The 13,841-nt window shown below is 53.0% G+C and carries 14 protein-coding genes and 1 pseudogene; 10 read left to right on the top strand and 5 right to left on the bottom strand.

All coding sequences use genetic code 11. The features are described from left to right. The 3 genes and pseudogenes from H8Q75_RS09465 to H8Q75_RS09475 all read left to right on the top strand — a co-directional run. A pseudogene (locus H8Q75_RS09465) lies at window positions 1–227 on the top strand (Hsp70 family protein); the annotation flags it as partial. A 12-nt stretch (window positions 228–239) separates the two neighbouring features. Continuing rightward, window positions 240–503, top strand: coding sequence for a DUF3146 family protein (locus H8Q75_RS09470; RefSeq protein WP_297041306.1), 264 nt, complete (start codon window positions 240–242; stop codon window positions 501–503). A 65-nt stretch (window positions 504–568) separates the two neighbouring features. Then, window positions 569–763, top strand: coding sequence for a hypothetical protein (locus tag H8Q75_RS09475; protein WP_024125216.1), 195 nt, complete (start codon window positions 569–571; stop codon window positions 761–763). Here H8Q75_RS09475 and H8Q75_RS09480 read toward each other — a convergent pair. Genes H8Q75_RS09480 through H8Q75_RS09490 form a run of 3 tightly spaced genes read right to left on the bottom strand, consistent with a single transcriptional unit; the run spans window position 741 to window position 5,177 of the window. Beyond that, the gene (locus H8Q75_RS09480) at window positions 741–1,889 is read right to left on the bottom strand and encodes a site-specific integrase (RefSeq protein ID WP_024125215.1); all 1,149 of its coding nucleotides are present in this window, start codon (window positions 1,887–1,889) and stop codon (window positions 741–743) included. The two genes, H8Q75_RS09475 and H8Q75_RS09480, sit on opposite strands and share 23 nt — an antisense overlap. Continuing rightward, the gene (locus H8Q75_RS09485) at window positions 1,864–4,173 is read right to left on the bottom strand and encodes a heavy metal translocating P-type ATPase (protein ID WP_297041308.1); all 2,310 of its coding nucleotides are present in this window, start codon (window positions 4,171–4,173) and stop codon (window positions 1,864–1,866) included. Before H8Q75_RS09485 ends, H8Q75_RS09480 begins: the two co-directional genes overlap by 26 nt. A gap of 35 nt (window positions 4,174–4,208) precedes the next feature. Continuing rightward, window positions 4,209–5,177, bottom strand: a complete 969-nt coding sequence (locus H8Q75_RS09490; protein WP_157869693.1) for a bestrophin family ion channel — start codon at window positions 5,175–5,177, stop codon at window positions 4,209–4,211. Between the two features lie 186 nt (window positions 5,178–5,363). Between H8Q75_RS09490 and H8Q75_RS09495 the strand changes: the two genes are divergently transcribed. After that, window positions 5,364–5,573 carry a chlorophyll a/b-binding protein gene (locus H8Q75_RS09495; protein ID WP_024125212.1) on the top strand — a complete coding sequence of 70 codons (210 nt, stop codon included), beginning with the start codon at window positions 5,364–5,366 and terminating at the stop codon, window positions 5,571–5,573. Window positions 5,574–6,030: 457 nt separating this feature from the next. Here the strand turns inward: H8Q75_RS09495 and galE are convergent, their stop codons facing one another. Then, window positions 6,031–7,062, bottom strand: coding sequence for a UDP-glucose 4-epimerase GalE (gene galE, locus H8Q75_RS09500; protein ID WP_024125211.1), 1,032 nt, complete (start codon window positions 7,060–7,062; stop codon window positions 6,031–6,033). Between the two features lie 44 nt (window positions 7,063–7,106). Between galE and prfC the strand changes: the two genes are divergently transcribed. Together prfC and recR are read left to right on the top strand one after the other, a co-directional pair. Continuing rightward, window positions 7,107–8,732 carry a peptide chain release factor 3 gene (gene prfC / locus H8Q75_RS09505; protein WP_297041312.1) on the top strand — a complete coding sequence of 542 codons (1,626 nt, stop codon included), beginning with the start codon at window positions 7,107–7,109 and terminating at the stop codon, window positions 8,730–8,732. Between the two features lie 8 nt (window positions 8,733–8,740). Beyond that, entirely contained in the window at window positions 8,741–9,349 is a 609-nt protein-coding gene (recR, locus tag H8Q75_RS09510; RefSeq protein WP_024125209.1) for a recombination mediator RecR, read from the top strand. Here recR and H8Q75_RS09515 read toward each other — a convergent pair whose 3' ends face one another. Then, window positions 9,350–10,054: a response regulator gene (locus H8Q75_RS09515; protein ID WP_024125208.1), complete on the bottom strand. Its 705-nt coding sequence runs from the start codon at window positions 10,052–10,054 to the stop codon at window positions 9,350–9,352. It lies immediately after the preceding gene. Between the two features lie 229 nt (window positions 10,055–10,283). On the opposite strand from H8Q75_RS09515, the gene thrS reads away from it, so the two are divergent. From thrS to H8Q75_RS09535, 4 genes are all read left to right on the top strand, one after another. Next, window positions 10,284–12,101 carry a threonine--tRNA ligase gene (gene thrS, locus H8Q75_RS09520; RefSeq protein WP_024125207.1) on the top strand — a complete coding sequence of 606 codons (1,818 nt, stop codon included), beginning with the start codon at window positions 10,284–10,286 and terminating at the stop codon, window positions 12,099–12,101. Window positions 12,102–12,353: 252 nt separating this feature from the next. Continuing rightward, complete coding sequence (locus tag H8Q75_RS09525) at window positions 12,354–13,010, top strand: NAD(P)H-dependent oxidoreductase (RefSeq protein ID WP_024125206.1); 657 nt, start codon at window positions 12,354–12,356, stop codon at window positions 13,008–13,010. Window positions 13,011–13,180: 170 nt separating this feature from the next. Continuing rightward, complete coding sequence (locus H8Q75_RS09530) at window positions 13,181–13,687, top strand: GNAT family N-acetyltransferase (RefSeq protein ID WP_225871803.1); 507 nt, start codon at window positions 13,181–13,183, stop codon at window positions 13,685–13,687. A 37-nt stretch (window positions 13,688–13,724) separates the two neighbouring features. Continuing rightward, window positions 13,725–13,841, top strand: a 117-nt coding sequence (locus H8Q75_RS09535; protein WP_297041314.1) for a DUF5340 family protein, incomplete at its 3' end; no start/stop codon positions are given.

A 13,841-nucleotide genomic window follows, 5' to 3' on the forward strand; every position in this document is an offset into this window, starting at 1 on the left:
GCGATCGCCTGATTACCCGTAGTGTGGGTGAACAGACAGTGCAGCCCCTCAACGACACCCCCCAGGGCAAAACCCTCGCAAGATTGGATCCTCCCGGCTATCCGGGGAGCGATCGCATTCGTGTCCTCTTGCAAGTGGATGGCGATCGCCAACTGCGGGTCACCGTTGATGACTTGCTCACCCAAGAGCGTCTCATCAATAATCAAATCGTCACCCAATTGCGTTGACCGAGTTGAATTGTGGCTAGCCACCCCCTACCCCACACCACTGCCTATGTCCGCATCATTGCCCAAAGTTGGCAAGAGGGTCACATTCGTGGCCACGTCTGCGCTAGCGAGTACCAGTGGGAATTTTGTTGGCAATTTAAGGCCAAAAAACTGCAAATCTCCCCCGTCCTTGGACGTGCCCTGATCAAAGAACCCTTGGGCCGATTTCTGGAAGCCCAAGATTATCAATTGGAGCCGGGGGGCGATTATGAATTTGTTGTCCGTGCCAAATTTTAGGTGCGTTCCTCTGTGCCTAAGCTACAATCAGTGAGGAAACCTGTGCTGATATTGCCAGATAGCCTATGTTCTTGAGCGAATTAGCGCCCCTTGTTAAAGAGTTAAGCCAAAAACCCGTTGCCTTTATGGGGGGCTTTGTCTCTGGATTGTTGGGGTTGAGCCTCGATCAAAAGCCGGTGAGTGACTGGCTCAAGCAGTACGGCGACTATCAGCCCCCCAGTCCCCCCCCCAGTGACTTCAAGAGTATTCGCATTGAGTAAGGACACGAGTCACTGCCTGCCGTTGATCCCGTAGGGTCAGCCAGCGGTGATAGGTTTGGGTATGAATCGCCACACTGTGTCCCATCATCCGTGCGGCAACGGTATCGGGTAAGCCATAGTGAATTGTGCGCACCGCCCAAGCATGGCGCAAGTCATAGGGACGAAAGGGCAGGCCGTAGCGGCGAAATTGTTGATTGACCCGTTGGCCAATGCGCTGCAGTGTGGTTTTGGTTAAATCCGTATTGATCCTTGGCAACTGGGGCGATCGCAATCCAAAGACCTCAACCCACTGGGGAGGAAAGGGCCACACTTGATGGCAGCCAGTTTTTGTGGTTTCCTGCACCTCAATCATTCCTTGCGGGTCTCCGGTGACAAGGCCACTCAAATCGCAGAAAAACACTTCATGATTGCGCAGGCCATAGGTGGCCATCAAGCCATAGACATACCGCCACTGGGGATTGGGAATCTGTTGATAGGCGGCTAGAATCTCCTCATCACTGGGTAACTCCCGTGGTTGGAGCGATCGCCGTGAATAGGTGCCCCAAAACTGAGCAAGGGGAATCGGTAACGCCACCCCCAGGAACCGACAAAACCCTTGAAAGGCGGTACAGGCCACCTGTCGTTGTCGCTGATCAGCAGGGATTTGTTGCAACAGGCCATAGATCAATTCTGCTAACGAATAGTCGGGATGGGCGGCCGCGGCTTTGAGTAACTGCCGCAGATAGGGGAGATAGGCGGTTTCCCATGTCGTACGACTGAGATTCCCCTGAGCTAACCATGCAGTTTCAAAGGCGGCAATTTGCTCCCCCAAGGATAACTCCCCAAGACGCCCTAGCCCCTTGACCCGTTCATAGTCCTGCCAGCGAAAGGTGTTTTCGAGTAATTTGGCAGCAATAATTTTGGCTGCCTTCTCTGCTGCTTTAAGACCGCTGGGGGTGGCGGGTAACCCTAGACTTAAACGCTGTTGGTGGGGGCGGAGCCGATGGCTGCCCGGCCGGGGTGGCAGGGTACCCCGTAGGCTGAGGCGTTGGCCGCGCTGTTCAATTTGCAAACCCAACTGCGCCAGTTTGAGGCGTTGATTGACCTGCTGAAGTTGTTGGTCAAGTTTCTGAGGGGAGGTGGCCATTGCTCAGGGATTGTGAACTCACCTTGCTGCCGAAATGATCAAAACTGCGGCGAGGACGTTTTTTCCAAGGAATATCCAGAACCCCTGCTTGGGAGCGGCTACGACTGGGCTTGCGCTCAATTTTGACGGGGCGATAGTCCGTGAGGATGCGCAGGCTATTCAGTTCGGCCAAGAGGGTTGCCCCATTGCTAATCAAAACCGCAATTACGGGGTGCAGGCTCAAAAAGACCCCCGCTAAAACGACACTGACATTGGGAATGACCACAAGGGCAATATTTTGATTAATAATGTTCATCACCTCTTGACTGAGGGCGATCGCCTGCACCAATCCTTCAAGGCTATTGTTCATCAAGACAAGATCTGCAGTTTGCCGCGCCGCATCACTACCGTCAGCAAGGGTGATGGAAATATCAGCGTAGGCCATTGCTGCCGTATCGTTGAAGCCTTCCCCTACGTAGGCCACTACTTTTTCACCGCCATTTTTGAACTTCTCTAGGAGTGCGACTTTGTCCTCTGGCAGCATATTCGTATAGATTTGACCGGGGCGAAAGCCAGTGGCATAGCCCACCGCATTGGCGACTTCGTGGTGATCTCCCGTTACCATATAGCACTCAATGTCCCGCTGTTGTAGAGCGGCAATCACACTAGCGGCTTCAGAGCGTACGGGGTTGCTGTAGAACACCAGAGCCACCAGTTCACCGTTACAGGCAACACACGCAAGGGAACGATTCCAGAGGACGCCTTCATGGGTGCGCAGTTCATCGAGATCAATGGGCACTTGGCGATCGCGCATCAGTTGGGGGGTGCCCACCAAAATTTCCTGTCCCTCTACGGTTGCTGCGGTGCCTTTACCTGGCTCATAGACCCAGTCACTATAGGTGCCCGCCTCAATCCCGCGTTCAGCGGCATATTCAAGGATGGCAAGGGCAAAGGGGTGATTGATTGACTGTTCCACGGTGGCCAGCCAATAGAGCAGCGTTTGCTCACTCAGGCCGGGCTTGAGGAGATTGACCCCCACAATCGTTCCCTTCACCTCTGTCAACGTGCCAGTTTTATCAAAAACAATAACATTGACCCGCGAGAGGAGTTCAAGGGCGCGGCCATTGCGAAAATAAACCCCGACATGGGGAGCATGGGTGAGGGCTGCCAAAATCGCAGTGGGAATTGTAATGCCAATACCTGAGCCAAAGTCCAATTGTAGGGGGGCGATCGCCCGATGGGCATCTAGGGTAGCACCATAGACAATGGCAGCAACGCCCATCGCAGGTAAAATTGCTTGGTTGGAGATTTCCTCAGCGTAGTTTTCAATGCGGGTATCCAGTTGGGGCGCTTGGCGAGCCAGTTGCAGTGTTTTGCCCACCTGAGTATCCTCACCGACGGCTTGGGCAACCACGCAAATTTGTCCGCGCACCACAAGAGAAGACGCAAGCACCGTTTGCTCAGGCTCACAGGGCAGTAGATCCGACTCTCCTGTGAGAAACTGCCGCTGAATCACAGCAGACCCCCAGAGCACGGTACCATCCACAGGCACAGCAGATCCGGCGGCTACAATCACGCGATCGCCCACCTGTAGCTCACCCACAGAGACATTTTGGCGAGTGCCGCCCCGCTCTACCCAATAGGTGCGCTGTTGATCCAGGGGATCAAAAACTTGCTTTTCCCCCACTTGAGCGGTCATATCCCGCAGGGCCCCGCCCAGCTGATTCATAAAAGCGGCTAACACCGGCGCCATGTATTCCCCTTGCAGCGTATGCAGAATCGTCCACAGGGATTCCAGTTGGGTGACATTGAGACGGCGATGTTCGAGGTTCTCTAGGGCTTCTTGGAAGGTGGGTAGTGCCACAACCGCAATGACAGTGGCGACAATGGCCGGGTAAAAGGGCGTTTGTACCGGCAGCAGCGCCACGATCGCCAGCGCCAAGGTGGATAGCGCCATTTTCTCGATAAAGTAGCTGGTGTTCCAGGGGGAGTACACCAACTTATCAATGGGTAGGATCCCCGCCAGTGGAGGGAGATGCTCAGCTGCTGCGGCCTGAATCAATTGGCCAAAGCGCTGAAGGGGATGATTCGCTTCAGGGTTGTACTGGACAATCAGGCTAGCGGCGGGCAAGTTGAGGCGAATCTGTTGCACACTCTCTTCTTGCACAAACAGAGCTTGCAGTTGCCGCCCATAGCGATCGTCATATTGCAGTCGGGGAATCCGTAACCGCACTCGCCCTGGTAAGTGATGCACCACTTCGTAATAAACCTTTGCTGGCGGAGGGGAAAGCACAGTTGCAGTCATGGTCAATTACCCCTAGAAACTCATGAGGAAAAGGGCTAGGCTGAGCGATGGCGATGAGTCGGCGCACTAATCAGGTCATTGATATTTTGCTGCATTGTTAGGCAAATGGCATCCAAGGGCAGATCATTGAGGTCACGGCCAAAGGGATTTTCAATTTCGATGCCAATCTCCTCGACGCCAAAGAGGGTAAACGCCATGAGTCCCACCATTGGCCCCGTCCACCACGCCAGGTTATCCACCAGTTGAAAGGGCAGCAGTAAACAATAGAGAAATAGTAACTGCTTGAGGTGAATGGCGTAGGCAAGGGGCATCGGTGTTTTTAGAATGCGCTCACAGGCGCCCATCGCATCCACCAGTTGCACAAGGAGTTCATCCATGTAGGTAAGTTGATATAAGGACAGGTGCCCTCGGCGGTGTTGGTGGTGCAGATAGTCCTCAAGCCAAAGGGCAATGCGCAGGGGGACATTTTGTACGGTTTGCAGTTCTTTGTATTGGTGGGGCTTGAGCAGGGGTTCCAGTTCGGCAAAGGGCTCCCCCCGCAAGTGTTGCTTGGTGGCGATCGCAAACACCCCCACTAAATGAACAGCATCAATTTTAGCTTGGCGATCCTCGGGACTATTCTCGTCAATGGCGGTCCACATCAAGCGGGTTAGGCTGCGGGAACTATTAACAATGTTGCCCCACTGGCGGCGGCCTTCCCAGAAGCGCTCATAGGCAGTGTTGGTGCGAAAGACGAGGAGCAACCCCAGCACAATCGACGGAATCAGACTGCCCAGAACTGGCCAGTGGACATTGATCACGTAAAAATCAATCGCCGTCACCAAGGTGCCAAAGACACCGCAAAAGAGCACTTCTGAGAGAATGGCCGGAATGACGGAGCCCCGCAGCCGCAGAGCCAGACGTAACCACTGCGGCGGTTGCAACAAAAACTTCGCTACGCCCGAGTGATCTAGAGGTAATTGGCGTTTGGAGCGGTGAAAACCGAGGAAAGAGAAGCGGCTCATGAATACCAGGGGCGATTCCCACCCCAATCTTTAGCACACTGGCGTGCTGAAACGGTGTTTTGACGGCCAAGAACAACTGAAGAGACTGCAAATCTTAAGAAAATCCGTTAGCTCTTGCCATTCCCCAGTAGAAGTGTTAACTTATATTAAGAACAAGAAACACTTCGTAACAAAAGGGGTATCAAAATGAAAGGTGGCAGCATTATTGATGAGCAAGGCAAAATGAACAACTTTGCCATCGAACCCAAAATGTACGTGATGAGTGAGCCGCAAGCCGGCTTTACTCCCTACGCAGAACTCTTCAATGGTCGGCTGGCCATGATTGGGTTTATCTCCCTGTTAGCCTTGGAAGTGATTACGGGCCACGGTCTGATTGGCTTTTTGAATAGCCTCTAGGTCGTTGCTGCGCTCTTAGGCCTATCAGTTCTTCAGCAGCCCTTGCGCCGCTAGAGAGAACAAAAAATTCCTGGAATGGGTCAGCCTACCTTTCGGGGTGGGCTTTTTCCTTTGAGCCTTTAATGGAATGAATCAATCATAACTTATGGTTGATGTCTTACTCCTAGGCACAGAGCCATGATAAGGTAACTAGAAAATTTGTCTGGTTAGTCTATGCCATGAGAACAATTTTGCGCGTCCTAGGGTACTCGACCAAATGCCCGAGGGCTGAACTGACAGTTTTATTTGGCTTGGGCTGTGCGGCCGTCGGTATTGGTTATGGCAAATTGCCTGTAGCTGCGGGAGACTTCTCAATTCGTCTAAGGGCAATTAGTCTAACTGCGGCTTGCTTTGCCATCCATAATACTAGAGTTGGAGTCCATAGAATTTTTTAAGATTTTTTGACTTAGGTAAGCATCTATGGCATTATGACTTCGCTACGTCCGTGGCGACGCTGGTGCCATTGCCAAGCGTGGCGAATGATCTGCTCAATGTCGGGGTACTGGGGCTGCCAGCCTAGGATGCGACGGGCACGATCGCTATTGGCAACGAGGATCGCGGGGTCTCCTGCTCGGCGATCGCCTTCAATAACTGGAATCGAACAACCTGTGACCCTCTGAGCTGTTTCAATAATTTGCCGCACTGAAAACCCTTGGGCATTCCCCAAGTTCAAAATTTCCGAGTTGCCGCCGCTCAAGAGGTACTTTAATCCCAGCACATGGGCTTGGCTTAAGTCCACGACGTGGATATAGTCGCGAATGCAAGTGCCATCGAGGGTGGGATAGTCTGTACCATAAATGGCGATGTGGGGGCGTTGTCCCATGGCTGCCTGCAAGACGAGTGGAATCAGGTGGGTTTCTGGATGGTGATCTTCCCCCAGACGAGAGTGGGGATCCGCACCCGCTGCATTGAAATAGCGGAAAATTAAGGACTTGAGGCCGTAGGCACTGCCCATATCGGCAACTATTTGCTCCACCATCCACTTAGAGCGACCATAGGGATTAATGGGGGCACAGGGGCAGGTTTCGCAAATCGGTACCTCTGGAGGCAAGCCATAGACTGCTGCTGTGGAAGAAAAGATAAGATAGGGAATCTCGGCAGCCACCATTGCCTGTAAGAGGGTTAGGGCCCCATGGACGTTATTTTGATAAAAGCGATCGGGATAGCGGACAGACTCACCCACCTCAATATAGGCAGCAAAATGCATTACTGCTGTCACAGAATAGGTTTGAAACAGCCAATCTAAGAGGGGGCGATCGCCAATATCGCCAACAATGAGTTCTGTTTTGAGGACCGACTCCACCAAGTCGCGGTGTCCCCGCTCCAGCGTATCTAAAATAAGCACTTGAAAGCCGGCCTGCTGGAGTGCCAAGGCGGTATGACTACCGATATAGCCCGCGCCCCCTGTCACCAGAATCAGCGGCGAATTATTATCATTGTTGGTTGTCATTAAAGCCTATCTGTTACACTAGGAGGACACCTACCGATTCTGCCATGACCAGTGACTTGCACCGTGAAATCACCCAAGAGGTGAAACGACGTCGTAATTTTGCCATTATCTCCCACCCAGATGCCGGGAAAACGACGCTCACCGAAAAGTTACTGCTCTACGGTGGCGCCATTCACGAGGCGGGAGCTGTCAAAGCACGGCGAGCTCAGCGACAAGCTACCTCCGACTGGATGGCCATGGAGCAACAGCGGGGCATTTCGATTACCTCCACGGTCCTGCAGTTTGAATATCAAGGCTATCAGATTAACCTCCTGGATACCCCTGGTCACCAGGACTTCAGTGAAGATACCTATCGCACCCTTGCGGCGGCTGATAATGCAGTGATGCTCGTGGATGCTGCGAAGGGTCTAGAGCCCCAAACCCGCAAGCTCTTTGAAGTGTGCCAGCTGCGGGGCTTACCGATTTTTACATTCATCAACAAGCTGGATCGGCCGGGGCGCCAGCCTCTGGAACTCATTGACGAAATTGAACAGGAGCTGGGGCTGATTCCCTATGCGGTGAACTGGCCGTTGGGAATGGGCGATCGCTTTCGGGGGGTGTACGATCGCCTGCGGCAGAATTTTCACTTTTTTGAGCGCACGACCCACGGTAGCCGTGCTGCGGCTGAAACCGTCATTGCCCTTGGGGATCCTGCCATTGCCCCCTACATCGAGCCCTATCGGCTGGAATACAACCAACTCAAGGACGAACTGGAACTCCTCGAGGGTGTCGGTGCCAAGCTCGACCTCAATTTGGTGCATCAGGGGAAAATGACCCCCATCTTCTTTGGCAGTGCCATGACCAACTTTGGTGTGCGTCTGTTTCTGGAGCACTTTTTGACCTATGCGCTGCCGCCAATGGCCTACAAGAGCGATCGCGGGCCCATTGATCCCACCCAAGAGCAGTTCACGGGCTTTGTGTTTAAGCTGCAGGCCAATATGGATCCCAAACATCGCGATCGCGTGGCCTTTGTGCGAGTCTGTAGCGGCAAATTTGAGAAAGACATGACCGTAAGCCATGCCCGCACTGGCAAAACCATTCGCCTCTCACGCCCTCAAAAACTCTTTGCCCAAGGTCGTGAATCCCTGGAAACGGCCTATGCTGGTGATGTCATTGGCCTCAATAATCCGGGGATGTTTGCCATTGGCGACACCCTGTATGTCGGCCCAAAATTAGAGTATGAGGGCATTCCCTGCTTCTCGCCAGAACTCTTTGCCTACCTGCGCAACCCCAATCCCTCCAAGTTCAAATCCTTCCAAAAAGGGGTGAATGAACTGCGGGAAGAGGGCGCCGTGCAAATTATGTACTCCACTGATGAATCGAAACGAGAACCCATCCTTGCCGCTGTCGGGCAACTGCAATTTGAAGTGGTGCAGTTTCGCCTGCTGCATGAATACGGTGTTGAGACCCGCCTTGACCCCCTGCCCTACACCGTTGCGCGTTGGGTACTCGATGGTTGGGAAGCCCTTGAAGCGGTTGGCCGCATTTTTAATGCCGCTACCGTCAAGGACAGTTGGGGACGGCCAGTTCTACTGTTTAAGAACGAGTGGAATCTGCAACAAACAATGGCAGATCATCCAAAACTACGCCTGAGCGCGATCGCCCCCCTTGCCGCTGCGGTGCCTGCCTAGCCTGCCCCATGAGTAGTGTTTATACCCGTCCCCTTGCTCGTCTCATTGAGCAGTTGCAGCGCCTGCCGGGGATTGGCCCGAAGACTGCCCAACGGCTAGCTCTCCACCTCATCAAACGTCCTGAAGCCGATATCCAAGCCCTAGCTCAGGCTCTTCTTGAGGCCAAACAGCAGGTGGGACTTTGTTCAGTGTGTTTTCATCTCTCTGCAGAACCGGTGTGTGAGATCTGTGCCTCGCCCCAGCGAGACAATCACACGATTTGCGTGGTTGCAGATTCCCGCGATGTCATTGCCATTGAAAAAACCCGCGAGTACCACGGCAAGTACCATGTTTTGGGCGGACTCATTTCACCCCTAGAGGGCATTACCCCCGAACACCTGCACATTCAACCGCTCATTCAGCGCGCCAGCCAACCGCAAGTGACAGAAGTGATCCTCGCCATCAACCCCAGTATCGAAGGGGAAACCACCACACTCTATGTGGGACAGCTGCTGCGCCCCTTTGTCAAAGTAACCCGCATTGCCTTTGGCCTACCCGTGGGTGGCGATCTCGACTATGCCGATGAAATGACCCTTGCCCGTGCCCTCGCCGGCCGCCGCGAGATTGAGTGGCAGTAGTTAGTGTCCCCCCTGCAACCGCCGCAATGCCGCCACAATTTGGTGAACGGCTCGCTTCAGTTGATCCACCTCGTGGTGCAACCGTTGGTTTTCAGCTTCTAAAGCAGCAAGGCGATTTTCATCCCCACCACGACCTGTTGCCGCTGGTTGCTGTTGCAGTTGAGCAACCGTTGCTTGGAGTTGAGCAAAGTCATTTGCAGTGACAGATTGTGCCTGCAAGACTTGAATGGCGCCTTCAAGGGCGGCCAATTTGTCATAGACGGGGGTGAGATCCACGGCTACTGGAGCAGCCACTTCAGCATGGGCTACTGCTTTGACGGGTCTGGGCTTACGGGCTTTGCGAAAGGCCTCTTGAATTGCTGCTTCGAGTTGTTCTTTTTCAAAGGGCTTCTCAATAAACTCAAACCACTCAAAGGGCTCCTGGAGCTTCTCTGTGACCTCTTCCTTGCGCCCCGACATAATCACTAAGGGAATTGCCCCTAGGAGGTTGTTTTTCTCCAATTCCTGATAGACTTCCCAGCCGCTCACCTTCGGCAGCAGAAAATCTAGCATGATCAGGGTGGGATCAGACTGCTCAATCAGTTGCAAGCCCTCACGCCCATCCTTGGCCTCCAAGATCTCATAGTCGCCCTCTGGCAACATTTCACGGACGCGCATCCGGATGACTTTACTGTCATCAATGACAACGACTTTACGGCTACTCACGGAAACACTCCATTCCTATGCGAGATTTCTATACAAGATATGCTGAATAGAGGGCGGCAGTGGCATGATCACTATCACTACGTGATTTCAACCTTAGCATAGCCATGTCTTTTCCATTTGCCCACAGGCGATCGCCCCCGCCCCAAAAAAACTCACTGCTAATCGCCCCAGCAGAATGTCACAATAGAAGTCTCACCCTCATTCAAGATTTGTTAAATAGATCACCCCTATGCCAGAGTCTGCTGCTGCCCCTATTCACCTCCCCAAAACCAGTGAGTCAGAGCGGCTAAAGCGCATTCGCCACACCACCTCCCATATTTTGGCAATGGCCGTCCAGAAGCTGTTTCCCAAGGCTCAAGTGACGATTGGCCCTTGGATTGAAAACGGGTTTTACTACGATTTTGACCACCCAGAGCCCTTCAGTGAAAAAGACCTGAGGCTTATCGAGAAGGAGATGGTCAAGATCATTAAGCGCAAGCTACCAGTGATCCGTGAAGAAGTGACCCGTGCGGAAGCCGAGCGTCGCATTCGCGAACTGGGGGAACCCTACAAGCTAGAAATTCTCCAAGACCTCGAAGAACCAATTACGATTTACCACTTGGGGGATGAGTGGTGGGATCTCTGTGCAGGGCCCCACGTTGAAAATACTGGCGAGATTAATCCCAAGGCGATCGCCCTTGAAAGTGTTGCCGGTGCCTACTGGCGGGGGGATGAAACCAAAGCCCAACTTCAGCGCATCTACGGCACCGCATGGGAAACCCCCGAACAATTGGCGGAGTATAAACGTCGCAAAGAAGAAGCACTCCGCCGCGATCACCGCAAGGTGGGTAAAGAACTAGGCCTGTTTATCTTTGCCGATCCAGTCGGACCAGGTTTGCCCCTATGGACCCCCAAAGGAACGGTGCTCCGCTTCACCCTTGAGGACTTTCTCAAAAAAGAGCAACTGAAGCGGGGATATTTACCGGTGGTCACTCCCCACATTGCCCGTGTGGATTTGTTTAAGACCTCTGGCCACTGGCAAAAGTACAAGGAGGATATGTTCCCTCTAATGGCCGAAGATGCTGAGGCTGCCGCCCACGAGCAGGGGTTTGTCCTCAAGCCGATGAACTGCCCTTTCCACATTCAAATCTATAAAAGTGAGCTGCGCTCCTATCGCGATTTACCGCTGCGGCTGGCGGAATTTGGCACTGTCTATCGCTATGAGCAATCGGGAGAATTAGGGGGCTTAACACGGGTACGCGGCTTTACGGTGGATGACTCCCATCTCTTTGTTACCCCAGAACAGTTGGATGCCGAGTTTTTGAATGTAGTTGACCTCATCCTTACGGTCTTTCGCTGTCTGCGTCTGAATAAATTCAAGGCCCGCTTGAGCTTTCGCGATCCTAAGTCCGATAAATACATTGGCTCCGATGAGGCGTGGTCAAAGGCCGAAGCAGCAATTCAGCGAGCCGTAGAACAGTTGGGCATGAAGCACTTTTTAGGCATTGGTGAAGCCGCCTTCTATGGGCCGAAACTGGACTTTATCTTTGAGGATGCCCTCGGTCGCGAGTGGCAGTTGGGAACGGTTCAGGTAGACTACAATTTGCCTGAGCGCTTTGATTTGGAATATGTTGCTGAGGACAATACCCGCCGCCGACCGGTGATGATCCACCGTGCCCCCTTTGGCTCCCTGGAGCGGCTCATTGGCATTCTCATTGAGGAGTATGCAGGGGATTTCCCCTTTTGGCTAGCACCGGAGCAAGTGCGCCTGTTGCCTGTGGGGGATGAGCAACGTCCCTATGCCGAACGGGTGGCGGCTCAACTGCAAGAGCGGGGGGTGCGCGTGAGCGTGGATCGCAGTGGCGATCGCTTGGCTAAACAAATCCGCAATGCTGAAACCCAGAAAATACCGGTGATGGGCATCATTGGCGCCAAAGAAGTAGAAAGTCAGACGGTGAGTATTCGCACCCGTGCTGTAGGAGATGTCGGTACCTTTGCCGTTGATCACCTGATTGAAAAGCTGACATTGGCAATGGATGCCATGCATGGTGAGATTGAGTGGGGTTAAGCTCAAAATCTCAATTTTGCTCCCAAATTTGCTCCCAAAGAGGAAGGGAAAGGGGCTGGGGTGCAGTAAATCCGATAAGCTTAAAAGAGCTATCGCGGCTGCCGGCTGTTACCTGTAAATTCAGCCCCCTTGTCCTGACTACTCAACCCTTTGGCAGTTTTACTCATTCCTGTTCAATACGGCGATAGTGTTGAGACGGTTCTATGCTTGTGCTTGAGAAAAATCTTGTGCTTGAGAAAAATGTGGTGACCCATGACTGAGACACCTGTTTTGGCAACAGTGATTTTGCAGCAATTGCAATGGCGCTATGCCACAAAAAAGTTTGATCCTAATCGCAAAATTCCTGCGGTTCTGTGGCAAACACTTCTACAAAGTTTGGTCCTCGCTCCTTCCTCCTTTGGTCTGCAACCGTGGAAGTTTTACGTCATTGAAACCCCAGAACTGCGCCAAGCCCTGCTGCCGCACACTTGGAATCAACGGCAGGTGGTGGATGCCTCTCACTTAGTGGTCTTTGCGATCAAAAGTCATTTGAATGCTGCCGATGTCGATCGCTACCTTGCACGGCAAGCGGAAGTCCGCCAAACCTCAGTGGAAGAGCTGCAAGGGTATGGAGATTTAGTCAAGGGCTTCTTGCAATCGCCCCCTTATCCTCTGAATGTTGATGAATGGTCAGCCCGCCAAGTTTATATTGCTTTGGGGCAGTTCATGGTGACGGCGGCCCTGCTTGGAATTGACACCTGTCCTATGGAGGGGTTCTTACCTCAAGAGTACGACCGCCTTCTCAACCTCCCTGCCCAAGGCTACCATGCCGTAGTTGTGTGTGCCGCTGGCTACCGGGCCGCTGATGACCAGTATGCAACTTCCCCCAAGGTGCGCTATCCCCTAGAGGCCGTTGTGGAAGTGCGTTAGAATTGCCCGCTTGATGCCAATGAACATAGGCTAAGCTAGAAATAGCTCGGTACAAAGTTTGTATGTCTTTGCACACCGATGATCCCATCGACCACAATTTAGTTGATTTAGAGATCGTTCCCACCAAAGAAGAAGAGCGCTCTGAACCCACTAACATTACGATTCGCGAGATGGGGATTGATGACATTGCGCCAGTCTTTCACCTGGGTGAAGAACTTTTTACAAGTGATTTGTATCCTTCCCTCTATCGCATCTGGGATGAATGGGAGGTTATTGGTTTCTATAACACCGATCCAGAATACTGTCTGGTTGCCGAAGCCGATTCACAGGTGGTCGGGTTTATCTTGGGCACGATTATTAGCAAAGCCCCATGGGTCTATGGTTACATTAACTGGCTAGGGGTCCATCCGCAGTATCAACGGCGGGGCATTGCCGACAGGCTCGTGGATAAGCTCATCGAACGCATGATTGAAGAGGGGGCACGGTTTATGCTGGTGGATACTGACCCTGCTAATACCCCCGCAGTGAAGTTTTTTACCCGTAAGGGCTTTGGCAATCCGCGGCGGCATGTCTTTTTTTCGTTAAACTTAACCAAGCATGAAATCTATGGCCGACTGATTGCCTACGAGCGCGATCGCTCCGAGCGGCTGACCTATCGCCGTCCCCGCCGCCGCTAGAAGGTTAGATAGTTGTTCCTTGGAGGTGTTTGCCCCGGTGACTCGTTATTCTGCCCCCTCAGATGAGGTTCCCGTTCCTGCCCACATTCATTACGAGCTAGTGCTGCAAATTTTGGAACAGGCTTCCTTACCCCCCCCCCCCCCCCCCCCCCCC

The organism is Thermosynechococcus sp. OHK43, assembly GCF_014466085.1.
Classification (GTDB): domain Bacteria; phylum Cyanobacteriota; class Cyanobacteriia; order Thermosynechococcales; family Thermosynechococcaceae; genus Thermosynechococcus.

Bases quoted from the DNA above. Each gene is read 5' to 3' on its own strand.
- H8Q75_RS09475 (WP_024125216.1), top strand. From the start codon at position 569: ATGTTCTTGAGCGAATTAGCGCCCCTTGTTAAAGAGTTAAGCCAAAAA.
- H8Q75_RS09480 (WP_024125215.1), bottom strand. From the start codon at position 1,889: ATGGCCACCTCCCCTCAGAAACTTGACCAACAACTTCAGCAGGTCAAT.
- H8Q75_RS09485 (WP_297041308.1), bottom strand. From the start codon at position 4,173: ATGACTGCAACTGTGCTTTCCCCTCCGCCAGCAAAGGTTTATTACGAA.
- H8Q75_RS09490 (WP_157869693.1), bottom strand. From the start codon at position 5,177: ATGAGCCGCTTCTCTTTCCTCGGTTTTCACCGCTCCAAACGCCAATTA.
- H8Q75_RS09495 (WP_024125212.1), top strand. From the start codon at position 5,364: ATGAAAGGTGGCAGCATTATTGATGAGCAAGGCAAAATGAACAACTTT.
- galE (WP_024125211.1), bottom strand. From the start codon at position 7,062: ATGACAACCAACAATGATAATAATTCGCCGCTGATTCTGGTGACAGGG.
- prfC (WP_297041312.1), top strand. From the start codon at position 7,107: ATGACCAGTGACTTGCACCGTGAAATCACCCAAGAGGTGAAACGACGT.
- recR (WP_024125209.1), top strand. From the start codon at position 8,741: ATGAGTAGTGTTTATACCCGTCCCCTTGCTCGTCTCATTGAGCAGTTG.
- thrS (WP_024125207.1), top strand. From the start codon at position 10,284: ATGCCAGAGTCTGCTGCTGCCCCTATTCACCTCCCCAAAACCAGTGAG.
- H8Q75_RS09525 (WP_024125206.1), top strand. From the start codon at position 12,354: ATGACTGAGACACCTGTTTTGGCAACAGTGATTTTGCAGCAATTGCAA.
- H8Q75_RS09530 (WP_225871803.1), top strand. From the start codon at position 13,181: ATGGGGATTGATGACATTGCGCCAGTCTTTCACCTGGGTGAAGAACTT.